This is a genomic window from Bifidobacterium intestinale (assembly GCF_023656765.1).
Lineage (GTDB): Bacteria > Actinomycetota > Actinomycetes > Actinomycetales > Bifidobacteriaceae > Bifidobacterium > Bifidobacterium hominis.
In genome coordinates, this window is sequence record NZ_JAMOKR010000004.1 from 232,523 (window position 1) to 256,468 (window position 23,946).

At 56.2% G+C, this 23,946-nt stretch carries 13 protein-coding genes and 2 pseudogenes; 4 read left to right on the top strand and 11 right to left on the bottom strand.

The genetic code is table 11. From position 1 onward, the window contains the following. Nucleotides 1–55: 55 nt before the first annotated feature. A complete protein-coding gene (locus NBH13_RS06905; RefSeq protein ID WP_022245342.1) occupies nucleotides 56–634 on the top strand; it encodes a TetR/AcrR family transcriptional regulator in 579 nt (192 codons plus the stop codon). Between the two features lie 55 nt (nucleotides 635–689). Further along, nucleotides 690–1,865: a glycerate kinase family protein gene (locus NBH13_RS06910; RefSeq protein ID WP_250779376.1), complete on the top strand. Its 1,176-nt coding sequence runs from the start codon at nucleotides 690–692 to the stop codon at nucleotides 1,863–1,865. On the opposite strand, the gene NBH13_RS06915 is transcribed toward NBH13_RS06910, so the two are convergent. The 3 genes from NBH13_RS06915 to NBH13_RS06925 form a co-directional block, all read right to left on the bottom strand. Then, a complete protein-coding gene (locus NBH13_RS06915; protein ID WP_117649405.1) occupies nucleotides 1,840–3,156 on the bottom strand; it encodes an MFS transporter in 1,317 nt (438 codons plus the stop codon). The genes NBH13_RS06910 and NBH13_RS06915 overlap by 26 nt on opposite strands. A 175-nt stretch (nucleotides 3,157–3,331) precedes the next feature. Beyond that, nucleotides 3,332–6,004 (bottom strand): family 78 glycoside hydrolase catalytic domain, encoded by a 2,673-nt coding sequence (locus tag NBH13_RS06920; RefSeq protein WP_117645293.1) that lies wholly within the window; start codon nucleotides 6,002–6,004, stop codon nucleotides 3,332–3,334. Between the two features lie 190 nt (nucleotides 6,005–6,194). Continuing rightward, nucleotides 6,195–7,493 (bottom strand): MFS transporter, encoded by a 1,299-nt coding sequence (locus tag NBH13_RS06925; RefSeq protein WP_034880881.1) that lies wholly within the window; start codon nucleotides 7,491–7,493, stop codon nucleotides 6,195–6,197. A 333-nt stretch (nucleotides 7,494–7,826) separates the two neighbouring features. On the opposite strand from NBH13_RS06925, the gene NBH13_RS06930 reads away from it, so the two are divergent. After that, nucleotides 7,827–8,873, top strand: coding sequence for a LacI family DNA-binding transcriptional regulator (locus tag NBH13_RS06930; RefSeq protein ID WP_072043515.1), 1,047 nt, complete (start codon nucleotides 7,827–7,829; stop codon nucleotides 8,871–8,873). Nucleotides 8,874–9,159: 286 nt separating this feature from the next. Next, nucleotides 9,160–9,354 (top strand): annotated as a pseudogene (locus NBH13_RS06935) (MerR family DNA-binding transcriptional regulator); the annotation flags it as partial. A 336-nt stretch (nucleotides 9,355–9,690) separates the two neighbouring features. On the opposite strand, the gene NBH13_RS06940 reads toward NBH13_RS06935, so the two are convergent. From NBH13_RS06940 to nrdG, 8 genes and pseudogenes are all read right to left on the bottom strand, one after another. Further along, complete coding sequence (locus NBH13_RS06940) at nucleotides 9,691–10,044, bottom strand: hypothetical protein (RefSeq protein ID WP_081291357.1); 354 nt, start codon at nucleotides 10,042–10,044, stop codon at nucleotides 9,691–9,693. Between the two features lie 24 nt (nucleotides 10,045–10,068). Then, nucleotides 10,069–11,568, bottom strand: coding sequence for a DHA2 family efflux MFS transporter permease subunit (locus NBH13_RS06945; RefSeq protein WP_118240332.1), 1,500 nt, complete (start codon nucleotides 11,566–11,568; stop codon nucleotides 10,069–10,071). Between the two features lie 244 nt (nucleotides 11,569–11,812). Further along, on the bottom strand, nucleotides 11,813–14,155 hold the full coding sequence (locus NBH13_RS06950; RefSeq protein WP_250779378.1) for a glycoside hydrolase family 3 N-terminal domain-containing protein: 2,343 nt from the start codon (nucleotides 14,153–14,155) through the stop codon (nucleotides 11,813–11,815). A 174-nt stretch (nucleotides 14,156–14,329) separates the two neighbouring features. Continuing rightward, on the bottom strand, nucleotides 14,330–14,965 hold the full coding sequence (locus tag NBH13_RS06955; protein WP_250779380.1) for a TetR/AcrR family transcriptional regulator: 636 nt from the start codon (nucleotides 14,963–14,965) through the stop codon (nucleotides 14,330–14,332). A 47-nt stretch (nucleotides 14,966–15,012) separates the two neighbouring features. Beyond that, nucleotides 15,013–16,212 carry a glycoside hydrolase family 5 protein gene (locus NBH13_RS06960; protein WP_250779381.1) on the bottom strand — a complete coding sequence of 400 codons (1,200 nt, stop codon included), beginning with the start codon at nucleotides 16,210–16,212 and terminating at the stop codon, nucleotides 15,013–15,015. A gap of 356 nt (nucleotides 16,213–16,568) precedes the next feature. Then, complete coding sequence (locus tag NBH13_RS06965) at nucleotides 16,569–17,840, bottom strand: glutamate-cysteine ligase family protein (protein ID WP_250779383.1); 1,272 nt, start codon at nucleotides 17,838–17,840, stop codon at nucleotides 16,569–16,571. 273 nt (nucleotides 17,841–18,113) lie between these two features. Next, a pseudogene (locus NBH13_RS06970) lies at nucleotides 18,114–22,887 on the bottom strand (acyl-CoA dehydratase activase-related protein). A gap of 247 nt (nucleotides 22,888–23,134) precedes the next feature. Then, nucleotides 23,135–23,848, bottom strand: coding sequence for an anaerobic ribonucleoside-triphosphate reductase activating protein (gene nrdG, locus NBH13_RS06975; protein ID WP_250779384.1), 714 nt, complete (start codon nucleotides 23,846–23,848; stop codon nucleotides 23,135–23,137). Between the last annotated feature and the right edge of the window lie 98 nt (nucleotides 23,849–23,946).

The following is a 23,946-nucleotide window of genomic DNA, read 5'->3' on the forward strand; positions in this document are numbered from 1 at the left end:
AAGCATTGCAGCGCACATGAATCGCCATCAATGAAGGGCAAGAGAGGGAATCATCATGGCCAACGAAGAAGTCGACCGAAGGGCGGAGATTCTCAACGCGGCCGTCGAACTGTTTGGAACGCTCGGCTATTACGGCACTTCCCTGCAGAAAATCGCCGATCGCGTAGGACTCACCAAGGCTGGCGTACTGCATTATGTCGGCAGTAAGGAAGGACTGCTCACAGCCGCGCTGGACGAAGTCTACGATTCCGAAACGGAAGACATTCTTACCGACATGGTACGTGAGCCACGACCGTTGATCGCCGACATGTGGCGCAGAATCGTGGCGGTGAACGCACGTAGACCGCTTCAGGTGCACATGTTTTCCACGTTGAGTGCCGAAGCGATCGACCCGAACCACCCTGCACACGAGTACTTCGCCAATCGTGAGCTGCATAATGCCGATACCGCGCTCAATATCCGTTGGTGCACGCCCGAAGGCGTTGATACGCGTCGGCTGCTTAATGCGGGATTCGCCATGATGGATGGCGTGCAGCTGCGTTGGCTGCGCACGCCCGGTCAGGACCTGAACGCCATGTGGGCGGAATGCGAAGACACCCTGTTCCCCCTGCCCATGTGGGAGGGCTACCGCTAAGCCTCTGCCCCAGCACTGCATTACTGTATGGATGCAGACGTAGAAGGAGGCATGTATGCGGATTTTGCTGGCACCGGACTCGTTCAAGGAGGCCGCTTCGGCTGAAGCAATCGCACAGGCGATGGCTCGCGGCATTAAGCGTGGCAATCCGCAGGCGGAATGCTGGCTTATGCCTCTTTCCGATGGCGGCGAAGGATTGACACAGGCCTTGGTTCATGCCACCGCCGGCACGTTGCACAGTGCTGAGACAGTTGACGCGATCGGCCGCCCGATCATTGCGCAGTTCGGGTTTCTTGGCAATAAGCACACTTCCCGTACCGCCGTGGTCGAGTTGGCTTCGGCAAGCGGACTTGAACGGGTCTCCCCTGCCGACCGCAATGCGTTGGTTGCTTCCACGTTCGGTACCGGCTTACTGATTCGTGCTGCGATTGACGCTGGCGCGGATTGTATTGTGCTTGGTTTGGGTGGTAGTGCCACTACGGATGGTGGCACGGGATTGGCTCGCGCGCTTGGATTTCATTTTCTTGATACGGCAGGTCATGATATTCCGCTTGGTGGCGGTTCTCTTGTTGATTTGTCGAGGATTGATGATTCGGAAGTTCCCTATTTTGTAAAAAATGTTCCGATTGTTCTCGCCTGCGATGTCACCAATCCTTTGACCGGACCGGAAGGCGCTGCGCATGTGTTCGCTCCGCAAAAAGGCGCGACCGCAACACAGGTCGAGCTTCTCGATCAGGGGCTTGCGAATCTCGCGCGCGCAATCATGCAATATAACGGCCGCGATATCGAGCACACTCCGGGAGCGGGCGCTGCGGGAGGTACCGGAGGTGGCATGCTTGGCCTGTTCAACGCAACAGTGAAGCCGGGAATCGAACTCGTGCTTAATCTTGCACATGGCCGTGAAGCGTGCGCTTGGGCCGACGTCATCATCACCGGCGAAGGTTCCATCGACAGTCAAACGCCATACGGCAAAGTGCCAAGCGGCATTGCGAAACTGGCGCAATCGCAAGGAAAACCGACTATTGCCATTGGCGGAACGGTAACCCGCGATCCACACACCGTCGAAGCGCTGAACAAAGCCGGCATTATCGCAACATTCGGCATTGCGCCCGGGCCAGCAGATCTTACAACGTTGATCGCCAACACGGAACGCAATGTCGAAATCACCTGTGCCGCAATCGCCAGCACATTGCGCATCACCGCAGCTACTTCACCCTGCGAATCAGTATGATGAACACCGCACCCAGCAGCACCGCGACCACAGCGATCGGGAACAGCGCCGCATAACTGCCAGTGGCAAGCACAATCGCACCGACAACCACAGGCGCAAGCACCTGACCAACGGTGTTGGCAAGATTCAGAATGCCCAGATCCTTACCAGCTTCTTCCTGACTTGGCAACACATCGACGTTCAACGCCTGATCGACGGCAATGTAAATGCCATAACCGGCACCGCCGATGCCTGCAAACAGCATCATGCCCAAAGCATTCGGCATGAAACACGGAATGGCCACACCAATCGCGATAATCACCGAACCGATCGCCACGATGACCTTGCGGCGCTGCAGACGGTCCGACAGCGGACCCGACACCATGGACGTGACGATCAGCACAACCATGGAAATCACCGACATGGTGGAAATCGTCGCCGCGGAATCCTTTACGCTCAACCCGCAGTATTTCTGCAGAATATACAGCTGATAGCCGGAAATCATATTCCAACCCAAGATAAGCAGCAATCTGCCCATCAATGCCAAGTAAAAATCTCGGCAATTCTTGGTAGGAGGAATGAACGAACGCAGCAACTGCTTGACGTCGAGCTTTGCGGTGGCATCCGAAGACTCGACGGAAGCCACAGAAGCAGCCGAGGAGCGTTCGCGCGGCCAGATCAGCACGGTCACGATACCGGTGACTGCGAACAGTGCCGCACCGATCGCAAATCCGGTGCCCATGTTTTCAATGAATTTCGATCCGAGGAACGTTCCGGCGGATGATCCGACGATCTGCGCACCACCATAGAATGCGGAGAACGTACCACGCACGTTTTCCGGAATGCGGTCGGACAGCACTGCCACAGCCGGAGCGATCATCATGTTGACGCCGACCTGCACAATGCACCATCCGGCCACAATACCCACCAACTGCGCACTGGAGAAGGCGAGCACATAGCCGGCTGCCGTAATCAGACCACCTGCCACAATCCATGGCGTGCGCTTGCCGAAACGCGAGCGCGTGATGTCGCTTAACGCACCAAAAATCACGTTGGAGAACAGTGCGAATACGCAGCCTACGGAATTCATGGTGCCGAGAATCACTTCGGGCATGCCTATGTTCAGTTCGGTGAATCGTTGCGGCAGCAGCACGGCCGATCCGGAAGTGCCTGCGACCATCCAAATCAGCGAGAAGAGCACGAAGCCGACGCCGAATCGCCATTTTTCGGTGGATGTCAGTTTGCGGCCGCTGTCAGGTGCGATATCACTCAATACTGCGGTGCTTGGCTCGCGTGATGCGTTTGCTGTCATGATTCCCCCTTTGGAAGCATGTTCTTTTTTGAAATATTGAAATGATTTGAAATATACGATGAAGAAAGCTTTTTTTTCATTTTTGTTATGATCGCAGTCCTGCCGACGCCGACTTTTATTTGACTTCAGCTTCGGCAGGACTTTCGTTCATACGATTTCACACGATTCCGTACGATTACAGCGCCATCTGCAGATGATGCGTTCCCGCAACAAGATCGACGCGCTCATGGTCGACGATATCCACGAATGCCGTGGTTCCGGCAGGTACCGCAACCGTCAGATCAAGCACATTGGCGTTGACTTCCCATTGCACTTCCGCCTTGCCATATGGGGTGATGTGAGAGGTTTCGGCATGGGTGAGATCTCCCCCGATCACCGGAGCGATACGGAACCGCTTCCAGCCGGGTTCAACGGCTTCAAGGCCGCCGATATGCGCATGCATCCATTCCGCCACCGATCCGAGCGCGTAATGGTTGAACGAGGTCATGCCGCCGGGGTTCAGCGAACCATCGGCCCGCATGGAATCCCAACGTTCCCACGTGGTGGTGGCCCCCATAACCACTTGGTAAAGCCAGCTTGGGCATTCGGTGGAGGTAAGCAGCGCGTAGGCCTCGTCGTTATGGCCGGTCATGGTCAACGCCGGAAGCACGAATGGCGTGCCGGCGAATCCGGTGCTTACCTTGCCGCCGGATTCGCGCACCAGGCAGGCGAGTCGATTGCCGGCCTTCACGCGGCGCACCGGTTCGCCGTCAAGCAGTCCGAAGGCGATGGCGAGCGCGTAGGCGCACTGGGTGTCGGATGTCATGGTGCCGTCAAGGTTGGTGAAACGCTGCAGGAATCCATCAATCACACGGTCACGCAGGGCGGCGAATCGAGTTTCATCATCGGTTTTGCCGAGAATATGCGCGATGTGCGTGCCTTGCATGCAGCTGCGTGCGTAGAACGCGGTGGCGACCAGTTCCTTTTCGGTCATGGCCTGCGTAGGATCTTCCGGAGGCGCGGTCGGATCAAGCCAATCGCCAAGCTGCCCGAGCGGATAGTCCGGCTTGCGATCCCATACGCCATCGGGCGAAAGGTACCCTGCCACTTCATCGATCCAATCACGGATCAGATCGTAGGAATCGGCGAGCACCTGCACGTCCCCGCTTTCCATGTACAGCGTCCACGGCACTTCCACCGCCGAATCGCCCCACGTGGAGATGGCTTGTGGATGCGCCCATACGCCCAACGGCACGAACGGCACGTAGAACGGCACAGTGCCCCACTTGACCTGGTCGGCACGCACGTCTTTCAGCCAGCTTTTCAGGAACCCGTATACGTCATACAAATAAGCCGCGGTAGGCACGAACAGGCAGATGTCTCCCGTCCAACCCATGCGTTCGTCGCGTTGCGGGCAGTCGGTTGGAATGGACACGAAGTTGGAACGCATCGACCATACGGCGTTCTCGTGCAAACGGTTGAGCAGCGGATTCGATGTGGTCAGTTCGCCGGTGCGTTCCATCACGGAATGGTAGACGCGGCAATCCATGTCGGCTGCGGTCAGTTCTCCTGCGAAACCTTCGATCTGTGCATAGCGGAAGCCGTGCATCGCGAATCGTGGCTCCCACCAAGCGTCGGAACCGTTGGAAGTGTACACATCGCACTGCTGGCCTCTGCGCAAGGTTCGCGTGGCGATGGATCCGTCCGGTTCCAACACTTCCACATGACGTAACGTCACGCTTTGTTCTGCTTCAAGATCGCGCATGTGCAGGCGGATGCGCTGCGAACAGTTCTGTCCGAAGTCAACCAGCCATATGCCACGACCATCTTCCGTGTTGCCGATGCGTTCGATGCTGACCGGCTCATGCGATTCATGCGCGCGCACCGGCGATGTTTCAGGATTTTCAATACGTGCCGGGTCATACATGACTTCCGCGACCGGCTGCCAGGAGCTGTCGTCGAATCCTGGTTTCGACCATCCCGGCTGTTCCAGTCGAGCGTCATATCGTTCGCCTTCGCACAGATCCGAGCAGACGATCGGTCCGAGCGTCGCCTTCCATTGGCGGTCCCATGCGTTGGAATATATGTTCTGCATACTGCCGTCGGCATATTCGACCTCAAGTTGCGCGAATACGGCAATACGATCGCCATAGAAGTTGGAGTAACCGCCATCGAAGCCGAGGCGTCCGCGGTACCATCCGTCACCGAGCCAGAATCCCAATGCGTTGGCACCGGACTGCAGTTCGTCGGTCACATCGTAGGTGAAGCATTCCACGCGCTGGTTGTAGTTGCTCCAGCCTGGTACGAGCGCGTCATTGCCGACTTTGACGCCGTTGATTTCGGCTTCCACAAGACCGAGTGCGCTTAGATATAGGCGTGCGCGTTTAGGTTGTTCCTTCAGTTCGACTTCGGTGCGCACTAATGGCAGGTGACGATGGTCAGTTTCGGATTCGCTCCACGATGGTCCGACGAAATCGGCGACATGCTCATGTTCTTCCAATAGTCCGACTTCGAAATGCAGGGTTGCGCTCGGTTTGCCCAATGGCTGGTGACTTGCCGAAACGGCCTGCATGGTGGCGAACACTTCTTCGCGTGAGGCGAGCGGCGCGAACTGCCATGGAATAAGCACGGAAGTGTCAGTGGGCAGGTAGGTGCGTTCTTCCACAGGTTGCCCGCCGGGAACACGTCGTGTCACTTTGAGCAGGATCTGCGCGTCGATTGGCAGCATGCCGGAGCACACCCATGTCATGCGTGGGGCTGCGGTGGCGATGCCGAGCGCATCTCCCGGGTAGTGTTCCACGGTGAAGCTGATGATGTCAAGATCCGAAGCCAGCGTACTGGGCACAATCTGCGGATCAGTAATGGCCATGATGACCCCTTTGTCTACAAAAATAATAGATCACTTGTTTGCGATGGAGGGAAGCCAAAGTCCGAGCCATGCCGCAAGGAGAGAGAAACGAACGGCGACGATGGCTGGGACTTTGGCTGGCAATCGCAAGGTATTGCATAACTGACTTGCGATTGGAGATATTGAGTTGTTATGTGATTGCTGTTGCTAATCAGGCTGCGATCTTGCGTGCCTGACGTTCTTCGTCGGTGCCGTACTTCTTCTGAGCACGGATCATGATGGTACCGGCGATGCCTTCGATGATTACGATGCCGAAGAAGCACCACATAGTGGTCTGAATGGTTTCAGGAAGCACCAGAGCCGGGGTGATGAGCGCGAACAGGCCACAGCACAGGCGGGAGAAGCCGTTGATGAAGCCCTGGATGGAGGCGCGAATCTCGATCGGGAAGGATTCCTGGGTCCACACCTTGTACAGTGCTTCGCCTGCCAGCGGGGATCCGAGGTTCATGAAAGCTGTCGCGCCGACGATGACCCATAGGTTCGCACCGCCCATGGCCATGGCGGCCATGGCGATCAGCGAGATCACGATGCCTGCGAAGAACGCCTTGTTACGATATTTGCCGCCTGCGATGGACGCGAACACGATGTTGAGCACGAGCGTCACGAAGTTGAGGATGATGCCCAAGCCGGTGGCCAGGGACTGGGCGGCTCCGGCCTTGGAGAACATGTAGGTCTGGAACTGGCCCCACGTGTTGGCCAGCAGGTTCCAGCCGACGTAGAAGATCACGATGGCAAGGAAGTAGGTGAGCAGCACCTTCTTGTCGGCGCCGAACAGCACCTTGGTCACGGAAACCTTGCCGTTGCCTACAACAGCCGGACGTGCGGCGTCACGAACGTCGGCAGCTTCATGGAAGCGGCGGAAGGTCGGAGAAAGCAGTCGCCACAGCCATGCGATCACAGCGAATACTGCGAGGATGGCGAACACCACACGACCACCGGTGGCACCCTGCATGGCGGAAACCAGGAACGCACAAATGAAGGAGATGAACACACCCACCTGCCAGAACACCTGGGTGGTGGAGACGAGCTGTGCGGCGGTGGCCTCGTCTGGAGCATCATGGGAGACGATGGTCATGGAAACCGGCAGATCCGCGCCGGAAGCCAAACCTGCAATGATCAGGCCGATCAGTAGTACAGTGAAGTTCGGGGCGAACACGCAGATGGCGGCACCGATGGCGTAGAACAGGTTGATCCAGTTGAAAAACAGCACGCGGCCGATCTTGTCGGCCAAGCGGCCTCCGAACAGCGAGCCGAAGGCGATGGCGAAGGTCAGAATACCGGAAAGCAGGCCGACCTGCGTGGTATCGAGTCCAAGGCCTTCCTGCCAGACCACAATGGTTGCCGACAGACCGACGATGATGCCGGATCCCAGCATCGATCCGATGCCTGCGGCGAAGGCGAGCGGCATGTATTCGCCCAATCCTTTGCCCTTCTTGGTTGAAGTATTCATTGCTCTTTCCTTACTTTTTCATACTTGCATGCGTTTTTTCACACAAGTATGTCCTTCTTTTTTCAAATGGTTTTCACTGCATTTTCAAATTGCCGAGGCATCTCCTTTGATCTGTCCAGCATTCAGAAAACACTGCGATTCCATTGTTTTATACACCAGAACATCCTGCCGTCCTCAGCAGCACCTCCAGTGATGTTGTAGTTGAAATACTACATTCGTTTTTGAAAATTTCAAAATCGTCGCGCGTTTTTCAATATACAATTTCAAAAGAGAGCGCGTAGACTATTGATACATCAAGGAATAACCGGTTTATGTACGAACAGGAGCAATCTCATGCCAGCAGCAAAACGTGTGGGCGTTTCCGACATCGCCAAACATGCCGGCGTCTCCATCGGCACCGTATCCAACTATCTCAACTACCCCGAACGCGTATCGGACACCTTAAAAGAGAAAATCGGCGCAAGCATCAAAGAACTGGGCTACACCCCCCGCAGAAACACGCTTCTCCCCCAGCGAGAGAACGCCGTACCGCGCCTCATCGGCTATATCATGACCGATATCGAACATTCCCTGTTCACCTTCATCCATGAAGGAGCGCAGGAGGTCTGCGAAGAAAACGACCTGCAGCTTATCGCCTTGAACGCATCATCCGACGCGCAACGGCAAAACGAACTGGTGAAAACACTCATCGACATGAACGTGGCCGGAATTCTGCTCAGCACCATATCCGACTCCCCCGAAGACGTGGCCGCGGCACGAGCGGCCAACATTCCCATCATCCTGCTCGACCATACCAATCCCCGTCACGCCGATCAGGTGTGCTGCGTGCTTGAAAACAATATGGCGGCCGGGCAGATCGCAGCCGATGAACTCATTCGCATCGGATGCAGCCGCATCGCGTTCGCCGCACACTCATTCGACTATGAATCCGTACAAGATCGGCAGATGGGCGTCGAAAAAACCATTGCGCGCACGCATGGAAGCACGCAATTGGAACTCATCAATTCCAAAGGTCTGATGTTTGAAGACGGTTACCAGCTCGGCCTGGACATCATCGACACAATGAAGCGTAGCGGCCTGGACGCCATTCCAGACGGCATCATCACCGTCTCGGACGCGCTTGCCGCCGGCGTGCTGTCGGCATTCCATGACCATAACGGCCCACGGGTTCCAGAAGATGTTTGCGTCATCGGCATGGAGGGGGCACGGTTGGAGACCAAATGCCCCATGTCGCTGACCGTAGTGAACGCGCCCGCTATCGACATGGGGCGCAAGGCCATGGCGCAGATGCTCGACTACATCGACAATCCCGCCGCACACGTGCACAGCACCACGCTTATCGAGCCGACTCTAATCCGACGCGAATCCACACGCGCATAATCGCATGCGGAACACTGTTAGCACAGCCCAACTCGACGCAACACAACGGCAAGGTGGGTCTCCTTACCTGGCGAAACCCACCCTTACTACTATTCTGCAGCGTTTGAAAATTTCAAACCATCAGACTGCGGCACGGGACTTGTCTTGCAAGTCACCGAATACCGGTGTGGCCGAACCAAGCCAGTCGCGCTGTTCCTCATTGCCCATGGCATTACCTCCTACCGCCATTCATCGTCGAAGCGGCATATCATTCAGGCTCCGCATCCTCACGGAGCAACCTCACGGAATGATAGACTTTGCCCCGAGGGCAAGGTCAACACGAACAGTGAAGCCCACGACAAGGAAACAATACGTGGCCGGCGATGATGACGAGCTGCTGACGATTGGCGAAGTGGCCAAATTGGACGGCATCACCGCCAAGGCGTTGCGCTATTACGATGCGCATAACATCTTGAAACCAGCCGCAGTAGATCCGGCTACCGGCTACCGGCTACCGATACTACACCCCGATCAAATGCTTGACGTCGATGTGATGCGTATCTGCATCGCCGCCGGCGTGCCATTGGATTCGTTGGAGAAATTCCGTTTCGAAGACGGTTCGCTTGATTGGCGAGCGTTACTTGCCGCAGCGCAGTCGCAGGTGGATGAGCGCATTCAGCAATTACGACGATTGCAGACGTCAATCACCGATTATTCCGGGGAATTGGTACGCAAGGCCTTCTCCCCCGAAGATGGGTTGGTGCGTGCCGATTTGCTGCCGACTTGGCTGGTTGCACAACCTTGCCTCTACGGTAATGTTTGCGATATAAAACGATATTTACGCATAATGACGTCGTTGCGTACCTTGATTCGCGATGCGCAGGCACCGCATTTGCTGCGCAGAGGCATACTGTTGGATTTGGTGGAATGCAAGGCGTTCGCTTTTCAACAGTTCGCGCCAACGCAGCGCATGCTTGATATTTTCCATTCCGGCGATCGTTCGCGAGTAACCTACGATTACCACTTTCCCACTGGAACCGTTGTTATCAATCCTCCCGGAGGTCCTGCGGAAAGTCGCGTAATCGAGCGTGAATCGTTGGCGCAATGCTTTGAGGATGGCATGGCGTTGGCTGAATCGCTCGACGCTGAGGATTGGCCGCATGTCACCATGACTGAGATTTGGGGCAGTCATGCCCCAAATGGTTCGGCTTGCAGGCTACTCCTGAGCACGCTTCACCGAGAAGCGGAACATGAGCAACGCCAGAATCTCACTGCATACGGCCATGCCGAAGAACACCCACATGCTGGTGGAGAAGCCAGCCACATAAGCGTCAGCCTGCTGCATGCCGGCATTCACGTTGGCGGCCGAGAATTCGGAAATCAACGTGGATGCCACAGCCGTGCCGATGGCGCCTGCGAGCTGCTGCATGGTATTCATCACCGCGGAACCGTCGGCGTTCATGGAAGACGGCAACTGGTTCAACGCATGCGTCTGATCGGGCACCAGCACGAATCCGGAAGCGGCCATGAACAGCGCGTATGCCACGGCAATGGCTCCTTCGTGCGAGCCGCCAAGCATCATCGCCACATCCATCACCGCCACGCCAACAAAACCGCAGGCGATGAACTTCGGCGGGAAATGCTCTTTCAACGCGCCGCCGATCAGTGGAGCCGACACCGCGCCAATCACAGCGCCCGGCAGCAAAATCAAAGCGGCCGTCATCGACGTATGCCCCAATCCTCGCTGCAGCAGAATCGGCAGCAAGAAGTTCACACCAAGTACACCGCCGGAAGACATGAGCAGAATCACCATGCCGAGCGTGAATCCCGAATATGCAAACGTACGCACTTCCACCAACGGATGAGCCATACGCAACTGCAATACGGCGAACACCGCCAACACCACAATGGCACCGATAAGCACACTCCAGAATCGCCAATCGCCATTCCATTGCGCGAAGAAACTGGCCGCAACAATAATGCCGGCCAAGCCAACAGCCACCAACAGCAGTGATGGCACCGACAGATAGCCCTTCTCACCGTGACGGATGTCAGGCACGGTAGCCGCGCCAAGCACGAACGAAATCACCAGGAACGGAATCATGGCATAGAAAATCCAATGCCAGTTCAGGAATTCCATCACCAATCCGCCGAACACCGGCCCGATGGCCGGAGCCGCGCACGTCACCAAACTCACCAACCCAAGCATCATGCCGCGCTTGTGGAATGGAGCCTTGTCGAGAATGATGTTGGTCAGCAGCGGCAGGGAAACACCCGTGCCGAGCGCCATGATCAGTCGTGCGGCAAGCAGCATCGGAAAGTTCAATGCGAGCGCGCCGACGAGCGTTCCCACGGAAAACAGCGCGATGGCCATAACAAACAACGCTTTGGTCGGGAATTTGCGCACCATGAACGGTGACGTCGGAATGGCCACGGAAAGCAACAGCAGATACCCGGTGGTCAGCCATTGCACCACGTCGGCGGAAATCGCAAACTCTTCCATCAACGCCGAATATGCGATGTTCAGCGAAGTTTCCGACAGAATGCCGAGGAAGGTGAGAATGGCGAGCGTCACCACCACGATGGTGAGTTTGCCTTCGCTCATACACTTGTCGTTGATTGCGCCGCTTTGTACGCCATTGGTGGCGGAAACCGTGCCGTTTTCGGCATGTTCGATGGGTATGTCTGATGGTGCGTTCCTCTTATCCGTAGACACTCTGCTCCTTCGATAGAAAGGTTGTGTAATAGTTTTTGCTTCGAAATTGTCGACGATATTCGCATGCCGGCGCGGCTACAGTTTGCGCCGGCACACACCACACATTACGTAAGGCAGAACATTATGTAAGGCAGAAATGTTACGTGAAATTGCATGAGCCGCCTACGATCAGCATTTCGTAGGCGGCTCATATCAGTCTGGCGTGTCGATTATCGAGTTCTGCGACACGGTTTATTTTGGTTGCTTATGCGACGGTGAAGGTGGTGCGCTTCAGGTCTTCGCGACGGCTGGAGTGACCGATAAGCACTTCGAATTCGCCCGGCTCAACGATTCGGTTAGCTTCAGAATCGACGATGGTGCAATCGGAAACCGGAATATCGAAGGCAACGGTCTCGCTTTCGCCCGGTTCGAGTTCCACACGCTGGAATGCTTTGAGTTCACGATCCGTCCAGCTGTAAGAGGTCACGATGTCGCCGATGTAGAGCTGCACTACTTCCGTGCCCTTGCGATCGCCCGTATTGGTGAGGGTGATTTCGGCATGCACGGTGTCGGTTTCGCCGAATGCGCCGGATTCCGGAACGTTGGTGACCGTCGGTTCGCCGTATTCGAACGTGGTGTAGCTCAGGCCTTCGCCGAATGCGAATGCCGGATCCTGTGTGAGGTCGGCGTAGCGGTTGCCGTGCTGGCCGCGAATCTGGTTGTAGTAGACCGGCAGCTGACCTGCATGGCGTGGGAAGGTGATCGGCAGTCGTCCGCTCGGCTCGGTTTCGCCGAGGATGATTTCGGCGATGGCCTGGCCGCCCTTCATGCCCGGGCTTGGAGCCCACAGCAGAGCCGAAGTGCCTTCGGCCGGTGTTTCGTCAACAATCACACCGTTGGTACCGATCACGGATGCCGGCAGCACCTGCGGCTTGGAGCTGACGAGCACCACCACGAACGGCTTGCCGGTTTCGCGAGCCACGTTCGACAGCGCGTCGATCAGTGCATTCTGGCCGCCGAGCAGTTCAAGCGTAGCGGTGGAGCAGCCTTCACCAATGGCTTGAATCACATCACCCACCACGGCCACGATCAGGTCGCTTTGGCGAGCGTTTTCCACGGCTTCATCGAGCAGTGCGCGGTCGAGCTTGGCGGAAACGCCGATCTTCGGGCGAGGCTGGCCATCCGGGTAGAACTCGCCTTCCGGATCAGGCACCAAATCCACGATATTGGCACCGCGGGAGTACACGACCTCGCAGCCTTCCGGAGAGAGCTGCTTGAAGCCATCAAGCACGGTGGTGATCATCTCGCGCGGGTGGCCGTCAGGCATCCAGTTGATCTGACCGGAGCTGCCCGCCCAGTCGCCCAGCTGAGTTTGCGCATCGTCGGCAAGCGGACCAACGACCGCGATACGCTTCGCGCCAGCCGCATTGAACGGCAGCGAACCGTTGTTCTTCAGCAATGCCACGGCTTCGCGAGCCACTTCAAGGTTGAGCTGCTGATGCTCTTCGGAACCGATCACTGCATCGATACGCTTCTGGTCGGGCAAGCGTGGATCTTCGAACAGTCCAAGACGGAACTTCAGCGCGAGAATACGAGCCACGGCGGCATCGATCAACGATTCGTCCAGCAGACCGGTCTTCACGGCTTCGATCGCACCCTCGTAGAACTTTGGCGTGGTCATCACCAAGTCGTTGCCGGACTTGACCGCATCGGCAGCAGCCTGCACATAGTCAGACTTGACCTTCTGCTCCCACACGGAACGGCCGACGTTGTCCCAGTCGGTGATGAGCGTACCCTGATAGTTCCAAGCGCCACGCAGCTTGTCGGAAAGCAGCCACTTGTTGAAGGTGACCGGCACACCTTCGATGGATTCGTAGCCGAGCATGAAGGTGCCGCAGCCTTCCTTGGCTACGCGTTCGAATGGCGGCAGGAACCAAGATTCCAGCTTGCGGTGGCTCAGGTCGGCTTCGGAAGCGTCACGACCTCCCTGGGTTTCGGAATAGCCTGCGAAATGCTTGGCGCATGCAAGGATCGCGTCTTTGGCGAGCGGCTCGCCCGCCTTGGCTCCACCTTGATAGCCCTTGACGATGGACGATGCCATTTCGCCAATCAGGTACGGATCTTCGCCAAAAGTTTCACCCACGCGCCCCCAACGGGTGTCTCGCGCGATGCACAGCACCGGGGAGAACGTCCAATGCACGCCGGTGGTTGACACTTCCTCGGCGGTAGCACGGCCCGCGGCCTGTACCTTTTCAGAATCCCACGTGGTTGCCATGCCTAGCTGTTCCGGGAAAATGGTGGCCCCCGGCCAGAAGGAATAGCCGTGAATGCAGTCGTCGCCGATCACCAGCGGAATGCCGAGACGGGTTTTGGCGTTCACCGTTTCCACGGCTTTCGGCAGATCGGACGGTGAGGTGTGCAGAATGGAACCGACATGCTTGTTGACGATCAGATCGTCCAAATCGCCGCTTCGCGCGTCAAGCTGCATCATCTGCCCGACTTTTTCCTCAAGAGTCATACGACCAAGCAGATCGGCGATGCGTTCCTCAGTGGGAAGTTCCGGATTCCTATAGGGCAGATTTACCGTATTTTCAGTGGTTTCGGCCATGGATTACTCACTTTCTTCATTGAAGCGATTTCCTTTAATTACCAATTGGTAGTTTAGTATATCATATACACATCCGCAACTCGACATAACCCTGTCAACGCAAAAGGCGAGGGACCATCAGACCCTCGCCTTTTCGCACGCGCATGCAATGCCAATCTCAACAAGTATTCAAAATCAACGATATGCATCCCACAACGGGGATGGAAACAGCATGTTTTCCATCTGAGTCCACTCCTTGCACAAATCAACTTCAGGTTCGCGCAACCACCATAATTGCACACCATCCATGATTTCCATGGCCTTGCGCACTACTGGCCGCATGCTCGACTTCCATGAACCCAATTGCGGAGGAATCAGCCAAGGATATTGCGAATAATGCTCCCAAATATCGTCCATACGGGCAGTGAATTCATCATGCAACGGATGTTCAGGATTCAACGATTCCGCAGAAAGCACGGTAAACAACTGCACCATCATGCGGCGGCGTGAATTATGCCGCACCAAATAACGCAAATATGAGGGAAACAGCGGCGCAGTAGGATCACTGCCAGGCATACCGGATGCGAAGAAATCCTCAGGAGTGCCCGTTTCACCGTAATACTCGTTGAACACCATGGCCAGCATATTGTCTTTATTGCCCACATACCGGAGAACACCCTGCTTGGAGATGCCCACGCGATCAGCAACATCCTGAATGGAAATGCCATTGAACCCACGCTCGCTAATCAGCTGAACAGCCGCATCCAGCACTTCCGCTCGACGCTCCTGCGGTGATTTTCGGATACGTTTCGAAGTCTCTTCCTCTGCCATGATTCCGAGTCTAATGCACCTTGCGTCGATTGCCGTTGATTGACTGCCTATGGCACGTCATCGTGAGAGGTATCCGCCCGAATCCATCCATGACGCCATACGCGAGTCAGATCCCACGCCTCAAGATTGCCGCCGTTGCGAGGATCCCGCGGCGGTTTCCCTTCGCCACTGCCCGGTTTCGCGGAGCGCGCAAGCTGGTAGCTCCAATAGATCTGCCCCGCCGACACGTCCCATGCCGCGCGTTGCAATCGTGACACTTGGCGGTATGCAGCCGATCGGTTTTGGCTGTGTAGGGCCCACTGATTCTCCACGCACCACTCGCCCACCAGCACGGGAATACGACGAGCCGCCAAACGGATGGCGATGCCACTCGCGCCCACCAGCATCCGGTACAGCCATGGCAGTCGCCGCGATCGCAGGTACAGCCGGCGTGCCGGTCCCGAAAACAGCGGATCCTCCATCGCGATGAGATACTGATGGGTGTCGAGTATGACGTTGCGCATGCCAGCACGACGAAACCAACCGCCCCAGCGGAGTAGTCGGAAACCGTCATGGAATACGATCACGGTTTCCGGACGTAGCACGGCGCGCAACCGGGCGTAAGCGTCGCGGTAGAAGCGCTTCAGAAACCGCAGTGAGACATACGTGCTACCGGAAGCCTCATGAGAGTTTTTCGCCGTGTTCGATGTGCTATGGAACACTGACCAGCTCACTGGTTCGTTGAGTACTTCGATGCTGTGCAGGGCCGGTTCGTCGCGGTATCGGCGAGCCAATCGCTCCAGCACGTTTAGCGTGTACTCCACCAAGTCCGTATTCTGCGCCCATTTGCATACACCCGTCAGACCGCCGTTGTCGAAACCGTTCTGCGATTCGGGAACGGTATGCAGGTCAATCATAATCTTCAATCCCGTCTCCTGCGCCCAGCGGAACGCGCGGTCGAGGTACGTGATGCAGCCCGGATGCCCGGGCCAGTCGCCGAAGATGAAATACGGTATGGGAATGCGTACGAGGTTGATTCCGTGACCGACGATAATACGGAAATCCTCCAGGGTGATGTAGGTTTCGCGGTGCCGGCGCAGTTCCTCGGCTAGATTCCGTTCGGACCAGAGGGATACGTGCGTGCGGTGCATCCAGATTTCATCGTCTTCGGCGCTGCGGGTGAACGGTTTCGGATCCATCCATTTCTCCAGCACCAGCCAGTTGCCGAGGTTCACGCCGTCGATTCGCTCGTCGATGCCTAGCACCATGCGCCTCACCGCCCTTGCGTTCGGGGGTTGCCCGACTTTTCGTTTCCGTCCATCACAGCCCATGGCAAAACCCATTCGGCCCAATGGGCCAAGGAACCGCGCGTCATTCGCAACGTCCCTTGGTCCATTGTATGCACCCCGCGAGCGGCCACGCGGCCGCTCGGAATCGGATCACGGCCGGATCAGGGTCGTTGAATGATCGTGGTGGCCGGCCGGGCGGGATCAGTCGACGGGCTTCTCATAGTCTTCACGGGTCTCCCACTCCAAGCTGACGATGCACTTCTTGCCACATTCAAAACCACTTCGAGATCACATTTAGTCAGCCTCGACCAACCAAAAATATTCGAAAAACAGTTTTACTTTTGGAACACGTCAGGATGTTTCGGATCGCCAGGTTCGTCGGCAAGCACACCTTCGAGCCCTAAGAATTCCTGCCAGAATTCCAGCGAATTGCCATACGGAGAGGCCTGATGGCCACGCGCCTGCAGGTTCGCCTTCGCCTCCAGTACGTCTTCCTCGCGAATGCCATCGAAATACGATTCGAGACGCTCACGGTTCGTCGGATCATAGAACAGTGATCCGATGATTTCCGTCAGTCGTTCCGCACGCGCTACCGGCAGTGAATCCCAGTGACGGAATTCAATGAAGTTCTTCAGACGGACATCGTTGAAATGCGTGGAAATCACATGATTGATTTCGTATGCGTTGAGTTCTCGATCAGGATACACGTCGTTCGCATTCTCATAGAATGCAGGATGATGTAGATCGGTTCCAGGAGTTTCCAACGCTTCCGGAGTGTGCGTCAGATCAGCGAACATCATCGGCGTGCTCAACACGTCAACCGCATAATCTTCCCAACCGAAGCGAGGATCAAACAATCCCGGAATAACGTTCGTACGCTGCAGATCCAAATAATCCCACATGCGTTGACGCAGCAGCGGATACGGATTCTCCTGTCCCTCGAAATACGGGGTGTTACGGAAGAACCATGCGAGAATCGGGCCGACCACCGTGCCCAAACGCAGCTTGGAAATCGCGTCCTGTTCGGAAACATAGTCGATGCTGACCTGCGTCGAAGCGGAGCAACGCATCATGCACGGACCGAACTGGCCGACGCGCCCCAAATACGCGGTCATCGCCTTGTAACGGTCCTTCGGATTGACGGGAATGTCGGCATAGCCGGACTTCGGCTGATACCCGTAATTAACCAAGCGGAAGCCGAGATCGTCAAGCACGGGATCGACTTCGCGGCGGAACGCACCGTAAATCGTGCACAGATCTTCCGGCTTGTGCAGTATACCCAGCGAGCATTCCAGCTGACCGCCCGGCTCAAGTGACACGGAAATACCTTCGCGGCCAAGACCAACAAGCCTGCCGTTCTCCCAGTATTCCTTGCTTTCGTCGTAATACGGGCGAATGCGGTTCAGCAACGCCTCGGTACCGTTCTCCTCGTAATAGTTCACGGCGGTATCATCGCTGTTATGCACCGGCAGATGCTCGATTTCCACACCGAAACCACCGGTTCCACGCTCTTGGCAGCCTGATTCGAAGAATTTGACCAGACTTTCCACATGCTTCGGATTCGGCTCGGTAAGCAGGTGCGCATAAGAAATTCGTGGCGTTGTCATGTGGCAATCCTATCGAAACTCGTTGATGAGCACGGCGTGATTGCTATACGAAAAACTGATAGCCAACTCTTGCGTATATCGAATCGAATACACATTTTCGGTTAAAACAGACATGCTCTGCAAAGCCGACCAATAATAATTAACAGCTATTAATAAAGTCAGAAGCAATTACCGTTATTTGAAGAATTGTTTGTATAAATCAAATAAAAGTACCGACGCTGAAGATGTTGTCAACGTCGGTATTTTAGTCAATTCCAGTCAGTGCTTATTGATTTATCTGCCTATGATTAGGCGGCTTTTTTCGCTTTGCGCCGTCTCACTCTGCTGCGCAGCCTTGTGGGCCTTCTTGGCGGCTGCGATCATCAGTTTGATGCGGTTGAGCTGGTTCGCTTCGGATGCGCCCGGATCGTAGTCGATGGACACGATGTTGGATTCCGGATGCAGGCGGCGAATCTTGCCGAACATGCCTCGGCCGGTCACGTGGTTCGGCAGGCAGGCGAACGGCTGCGCACAAATCACGTTCGGGCAGCCGGATTCGATGAGCTCAAGGATTTCCGCAGTTAGCAGCCAGCCTTCACCAGCCTGCACACCCACGGAAGTGACCTCGTCGGCCTTCTTCACGAGTTCCGGCATCGGCAGGTCCTGGGAGAACTTGCCGTGTGCCAAATCGATCGCCTTGCGTACAGGAGCGTTGTACAAGTCAAGCGCCTTGCGCATCAGCGCGTAGCCAAGCTTGTTGCCGCCCATGCCGAGGTAATGCTCGTTCCAGTCGGAAATATACGGGCGGGTGGTCATGAATTCCATGATGCCCGGCACCACAGCCTCGCAATTCTGCGATTCGATCACGTCGACCACATGGTTGTTGGCGTCCGGCTGGTACTTGACGAGAATCTCGCCCACCACGCCGACGCGCACCTTGCGCGGTTCGTCCTTCAACGGCAGTGAGTCGAACGATTTGACGATTTCTTTGACGAGCGTCGAATATGGCAGGTATCCCTTGCCAATGAACTTACTTGCCGTCTTCGAGCGACCGTGGTTCTCGAGCGTTTCACGCACGATGGTGTTCCATGTCTTATACAGCTGATTCGCACTGCCCGGCGTCACCTCGTACGGGCGCACGCGGTACAGGCATTTCATCAGCAGGTCGCCGATGATGAGCGCCTTGATGACGCGATGAAGCAATGCCGGCGTCGCTTTGAAGCCCGGATTGTCTTCAATGCCCTGCGTGGAAATGGCGATCACTGGAATTTGCGGATAACCAGCATCGATCAGCGCCTTGCGAATCAGACCGAAATAGTTTGTGGCTCGGCACATGCCGCCGGTCTGCGTGATGGCGAGCGCGGTGTGCTCCGGATCGTATTTGCCGTCCAAAATCGCGTCCACGAGCTGACCGATAACCATGATGGCCGGGTAGCAGGCGTCGTTGTTGACGTATTTGAGGCCGGTTTCCACGTTTTCGCGGCTGGCGTGTTCGAGAATGTCGAACTTGTAACCGCCGGAGCGGATCACGGATTCCACTAGGGAGAAGTGGATCGGGCTCATCTGCGGAGCCACGATGGTGTAGTCCTTCATGTCTTTGCCGAATGGCACTCGGTTGGCGTATTTCGACATGGTGGCGGAATTGTGTGCGGACTTCCTCGCTTCGCCGACGCCGTTTTCCGCGGCACGCTTGGATGCGGCTTTAACGGCTTCGGTGAGTTTCGGATTGGCTTTCATCACGGTATCAAGCATGACTTGACGGCCCGGAGTCGGCGCTTCGGTTCCGGTTTTGCGGAATTCGCCCTGCTTGTTGGGCACGCTGTCTTGCTTGTTGGGCATGGCTGCGCCAATTTCACGCTGTTTGTTGCGTTCACGCTCTTCGACGGCTGCCTTGAGTGAACGAAGGCGGATTTTCGCCGCGCCCAGGTTGGAGACTTCGTCGATTTTCAGCATGGTGTACACGTCGGCCTTGTCGGCGAGGATTTCGCCCACCTGGTCGGTGGTGATGGCGTCAAGACCGCAGCCGAAAGAGTTGAGTTGTACGAGTTCAAGCCCTGGGTAGGAGGCCACGAAGTTGGCTGCCGAGTATAGGCGCGCATGGTAGGCCCACTGATTGGTGACGCGCAATGGCATTTTGGTGACCTTGCGGTCTTCCACGTGGCGGAAGCCGTTTGCGTTCTTCTTACGTGGATCGTCTTCATCGGCTGCGAGGAATTCGCTCGGGTTGAGCTTCTCCCCCGGCTGCAGTTCGCAGATAGAATCTTCGGACAATACCACCATACCGAGCGAGCATATGGTTTCCGGAATGCCATGGTTGACTTCCGGGTCGATATGGTATGGGCGGCCTGCGAGCACGATGCCTCGGCAGTCGTGTTCCTTCATGTAGGCGAGCGCCTTGAGACCTTCCATTTGCACGTCGTGTTTGAAGACTTCGTTTTCGGCATATGCCGCTTTGACTGCGGTTTCGGCTTCTTCACGGGTCACGTTGGCCCAAGCGAATTCTTCGACGATACGGTCGACCATAAGTTCATGGTTGGCCATGTTGAAGTATGGGCGCATGTAGCGGATGCCTTCTGCGCGCAGTTCGGGCATGTTCGCGCCGATGACCACGGGATAGTTGGCTACCACCGGGCAGTTGTAGTGGTTGTCGGTGTTGGGTACCAGGTTCTCTTCGTAGCTGACGCACGGATAGAAGATGTTTTTTACACCCTTGTTCAGCAGCCATTTGATGTGTCCGTGCACAAGTTTGGCCGGATAGCAAATGTTTTCGGATGCGATGGATTCGATGCCCGTTTCGAACAGTTCGTGCGAGCTTCGTCCGGAAATCATCACTTTGAAGCCGAGCGAGGTAAGCAGTGTGAACCAGAACGGATAGTTCTCGTACATGTTAAGTACGCGCGGAATGCCGATTTCACCGCGGGTTGCGTTCTTGTCGGTGAGTCTGCGGTAGGCGAAGCAACGCTTGTACTTGTAATCGTAGAGGTTCGGGCGATCAGAACGCTTCTTTTTCGCGTCTCCGCCTCGTTCGCAGCGGTTGCCGGTCACGTAACGGGATCCGTCTTGGAAGGTGGTGATGGTGAGCTTGCAGTGGTTTTGGCACAGCTTGCACACGTCTCGTTCGGAGGTCATCGACAGGTTGTCGAGTTCTTCGCCGCTCAAAATGTTCGATGCGGTATGACGTACGTCTGCGATCACCGCTTCTTTGGTGTCGGTGGTATCGACGTCTTCGTCTTCCGCTTCGTCGGCATAGTGCATGCGTGCGGTCAGTGCGGCACCGTATGCGCCCATGAGTCCTGCGATGTTCGGTCGGGTCACTTCACGTTCTGTGAGCAGTTCGAATGCGCGGAGCACAGCGTCGTTGAGGAACGTGCCGCCCTGCACTACCACGGTGTCGCCAAGTTCGCCGGAATCACGCAGTTTGATCACCTTGTAGAGGGCATTGCGCACCACGGAATAGCACAGGCCTGCGGCGATGTCTTCGATGGACGCGCCTTCCTTTTGTGCCTGCTTCACGGACGAGTTCATGAACACAGTGCACCGGGAGCCCAAATCGACCGGATGGGTGGAGTTAAGCGCCGCTTGGGTGAATTCCTGAATGGTCAGGCCCATGGAAATGGCGAACGTTTGCAGGAACGATCCGCAGCCGGATGAGCATGCCTCGTTCACTGCGATGGAGTCGATCACACCATCGTTGATGGCGAGATATTTCATGTCTTGGCCGCCGATATCGATGACGGCGGTGACGCCCGGGCTTACCATTTCGGCACCGCGATAGTGAGCCATGGTTTCCACTACACCTTCGTCAAGGTGCAGGCCGGTGGTGATGAGGCCTTCGCCGTAGCCGGTCGCACAGGATCGTGCGATCCATGCGCCTTCGGGTAGTTCGGCTTGGATTTTTTTAACAATCTGCACGGCTGCCGTCAGCGGACTGCCTTCGTTGGTCGCATAAGAGGACCATACGATTTCTCGATCGTCGTTCACCAATGTCGCTTTGATGGTGGTGGAACCGGCGTCGATGCCCAGGAAGTGCGGTCCTTGGGCTCCTTCGAGCGTGCCTTGATGGATATGCTCGCGATGATGTCGTTCGTTGAATGCGGTACGATCCGCTTCGGTAGCGAACAGCGGAGGCATGGTCGGAGTGTTGGACGGCAGGTTTTCCAGTTCGTCCAGTCGCGCCAGCAGGTCGGCGCAGGTTCGTGCTTCGTAATGCTTAGTCAAGGTCGTCACCATCCTGATCAGCCTGCAATGCGGCACCGTATGCCACATACAGGTGAGCATCGGTCGGAACAATGAATTCGTCCACTTTGCCGTCGAGCGCCCGCTTGAACGCGGCTCGCAGCTCGGACATGAAGAACAACGGACCCCCCAGGAAGATCACGGTTCCGTGAATCGGGCGTCCGGAGGCAAGGCCTGCAATGGTTTGCGTGGCCACTGCGGTGAAGATCGATGCGGCCAGATCCGGTTTGGCCGCGCCATCGTTGATAAGCGGCTGCAAATCGGTTTTGGCGAACACGCCGCAACGTGATGCGATCGGATACAGGGTTTCGTATTGCGCGGCCATTTCGTTCAGACCAGCGGCGTCGGTGTCGAGCAGTGTTGCCATCTGGTCGATGAATGCGCCGGTACCGCCTGCGCAGGAACCGTTCATGCGCTGTTCCGGAGTCGGCTTGAGGTAGGTGATTTTTGCGTCTTCACCACCAAGCTCGATGATCACGTCAGCCTGCGGATATTCCTTGTCAATGGCTTCGGTTTCGGCGATGACCTCCTGAACGAAGGGCACGTCGAGGCTGTCTGCAAGAGCAAGACCGCCTGAACCGGTAATGGCCAGACGAATCGGCTCGTCGCCTCGGCCAAGCTTTTCCAATTCTTTGTGGATATCGGCCAGTAGTCCGGCCACGGTGGCGCGCACATTCGCGTGGTGACGCCGATAATCGGAGAACAGCGCGTCCGCGAGCGCGTCGGACTGATCGAGCACCACCGCCTTCACAGTAGTGGAACCGATATCAAGACCTACACGCAACGGCTTTGTGCCGTGCGTTTCGGTCACGGCTTCTGCTGCTTCAACCATGTATCAACCTCTATCGTTCTATCCGCCGGGCTGCATTCCATGGCAGGCATGGAAGCCCCTACCCCGGTTATCCAATCATGTAATCGTAGTCTGTGCCCACGCCTAAGCGCTTCGTGAATGCTCGCAATCAGCATAAAAGGGACGAAACAGCGCATAAACTAGACAACCAATCCAGCCAATGTGCCTAATTATGCATCCGGACACTCGACGAACGTCGAAATCGCAAAACCACTCAAACATTTCCACGTCAGGATGCGCCGCCTTCCCCTGCAGAACGGTCTTTGCCGTATATTTCGGGAATGAATCGTGTTTGATCATGTAATTTCGGCCAAATCACCACTTGCCCGTTTTCCAGTGATTTCGGCACGTCGATGATGCGTTGGTTGCTGCTTCCTCGGAATTGCAGCAGGGAATCATGTAATTCTTTGATATAACGGCCGTCCACTAGAATGTCGACCAGTTCGAGCAGTTCGCGCTTGTCGGGGCTTTCGCCTTCGCGCATAAGCTCTTCCCACGTGTAGCCGGTCCAGCACCAAATATCTTTGGTATTACCGAACCGTTCGCGGATTTTTCGCGCGAGAGGCAACAGCACGCCCGTGTTGAGCAATGGTTCGCCTCCGAGGAAGGTGATGCCTTGCACATACGATTGGCTTAAGTCATCCATGATTTGCGCTTCGAGCTTGTCATTGTATTCGTGTCCGGCTTGGAAATCCCAGATTGATGTGTTGTAGCATTCCTCGCAATGGAACGGGCAGCCGGACACGTACAGCGAGCATCGGATGCCTTCTCCGTCGGTCATGAGGAACCGTTTGTAGTCGGCGATCATATTGCGGCTCATGCGATTGGTCCATTGCCCTGCTTTGGGATTGTTGGAACGAGTTGTGGGGATGAAAGGCCCGCGATTGGTTTCGTCCGCCGCAAAGTCACGACGTTGAATTGCTGGATTCGCGCTGCTGATCATACGTTGTCCCTTCACGTTTTGCCGTTGTGTCGCGTTTTTGCGATTGCTGCTTGCCTCAAGATTGCCACAGAATGAAAGAGGGTGGAAATCCACCCTCT

Coding starts and splice junctions, on each gene's coding strand:
- NBH13_RS06905 (WP_022245342.1), top strand. CDS start 56: ATGGCCAACGAAGAAGTCGACCGAAGGGCGGAGATTCTCAACGCGGCC.
- NBH13_RS06910 (WP_250779376.1), top strand. CDS start 690: ATGCGGATTTTGCTGGCACCGGACTCGTTCAAGGAGGCCGCTTCGGCT.
- NBH13_RS06915 (WP_117649405.1), bottom strand. CDS start 3,156: ATGACAGCAAACGCATCACGCGAGCCAAGCACCGCAGTATTGAGTGAT.
- NBH13_RS06920 (WP_117645293.1), bottom strand. CDS start 6,004: ATGGCCATTACTGATCCGCAGATTGTGCCCAGTACGCTGGCTTCGGAT.
- NBH13_RS06925 (WP_034880881.1), bottom strand. CDS start 7,493: ATGAATACTTCAACCAAGAAGGGCAAAGGATTGGGCGAATACATGCCG.
- NBH13_RS06930 (WP_072043515.1), top strand. CDS start 7,827: ATGCCAGCAGCAAAACGTGTGGGCGTTTCCGACATCGCCAAACATGCC.
- NBH13_RS06940 (WP_081291357.1), bottom strand. CDS start 10,044: ATGACTGCCCCAAATCTCAGTCATGGTGACATGCGGCCAATCCTCAGC.
- NBH13_RS06950 (WP_250779378.1), bottom strand. CDS start 14,155: ATGGCCGAAACCACTGAAAATACGGTAAATCTGCCCTATAGGAATCCG.
- NBH13_RS06955 (WP_250779380.1), bottom strand. CDS start 14,965: ATGGCAGAGGAAGAGACTTCGAAACGTATCCGAAAATCACCGCAGGAG.
- NBH13_RS06960 (WP_250779381.1), bottom strand. CDS start 16,212: ATGGTGCTAGGCATCGACGAGCGAATCGACGGCGTGAACCTCGGCAAC.
- NBH13_RS06965 (WP_250779383.1), bottom strand. CDS start 17,840: ATGACAACGCCACGAATTTCTTATGCGCACCTGCTTACCGAGCCGAAT.
- nrdG (WP_250779384.1), bottom strand. CDS start 23,848: ATGATCAGCAGCGCGAATCCAGCAATTCAACGTCGTGACTTTGCGGCG.